This is a genomic window from Micromonospora sp. NPDC052213 (assembly GCF_040679695.1).
Taxonomy (GTDB): domain Bacteria; phylum Actinomycetota; class Actinomycetes; order Mycobacteriales; family Micromonosporaceae; genus Micromonospora.
In genome coordinates this window covers 1-1,104 of record NZ_JBFAVI010000396.1, presented here as the reverse complement: position 1 = coordinate 1,104, position 1,104 = coordinate 1, and the positions used below count along the sequence as shown (strand labels likewise).

Annotated in this window: 1 pseudogene; it reads left to right on the top strand. The window is 72.5% G+C overall.

Features of this window, described 5'->3' with window-relative positions:
* A pseudogene (locus AB0L34_RS34225) lies at positions 1–1,104 on the top strand (secretion protein EccC); the annotation flags it as partial.

The window sequence follows — 1,104 nt, the reverse complement described above, 5'->3', positions numbered from 1 at the left end:
GAGCGCCGCGACTTCCTGCGCTACATCGGGCAGCTGCGCAAGCAGGCCCGGGACGCGGCCGACCAGCAGCGCCGGCACGTCCTGTGGAACAACCCGCAGCCGGGCTGGCTGTGGTCGATCGCGATGGGCAGCCGGCTGTGGGAGCGCCGGCCCAGCCACGACGACTTCGGCCGGGTCCGCATCGGTCTCGGCCGGCAGGCCGCGATGCTGAAGTTCAACCCGCCCTCCACCAAGCCGATCGAGGACCTGGAGCCGCTGTCGTCGATCTCGCTGCGGCGCTTCTCCGAGGCGTACCGCACGGTGTCCGGCATCCCCACCTCCGTCGGACTGCCGAGCTTCACCAGCGTCGAGTTCGAGGGCGCCATCGACCCGGCCATCGACCTGGCCCGCGCCATGGTGGCGCAGCTGGCCACCTTCCACGCCCCGGACGAGCTGCGGATCGCCGTGCTCGCCGCCGAGGTGCACCGGGGCCCCTGGGAGTGGGTCAAGTGGCTGCCGCACAACGCGCACCCCACCGCGTACGACGCGGCGGGCCCGGTCCGGATGTTCGCCGGCAGCCACGACGCGCTGATGGACATGCTCGGCCCCGAGATCACCGACCGGGGCGACCACGACCGGGCCGTGAAGCCGACCACGAGCGAGCCGTTCCTGGTGATCGTCGCGCACCTGGTGGACCTGCCGGACAGCTCCCGCCTGCTCGGCGCGGGCATCCGCAACGTGGTGCTGCTCGACCTGACCGGCGCGATGCCCGGCGGCCCGAAGGTGCTGCGGCTCACAGTCACCGACGACGCGGTGGAGTTCCCGGCCGGCGCGACGACCGGCACGGCCAGGCGCGACGGGCTCGACGAGACCCAGTGCGAGGCCCTGGCCCGGATCATCGCGCCCAAGCGGACCAGCGGCACGCTGGAGGTCTCCGACGAGCCGCTGGACACCAGCTTCGAGCTGACCACGCTGCTCGGCATCCGCGACGCGATGACCTTCGACGTGCAGGCGCTGTGGCGGACCCGGACCCCGCAGCGCAACCGCCTCATGGTGCCGATCGGCGTCACCGAGGAGGGTGAGGTCATCGAGCTGGACCTGAAGGAGTCCGCGCAGGGCGGCATG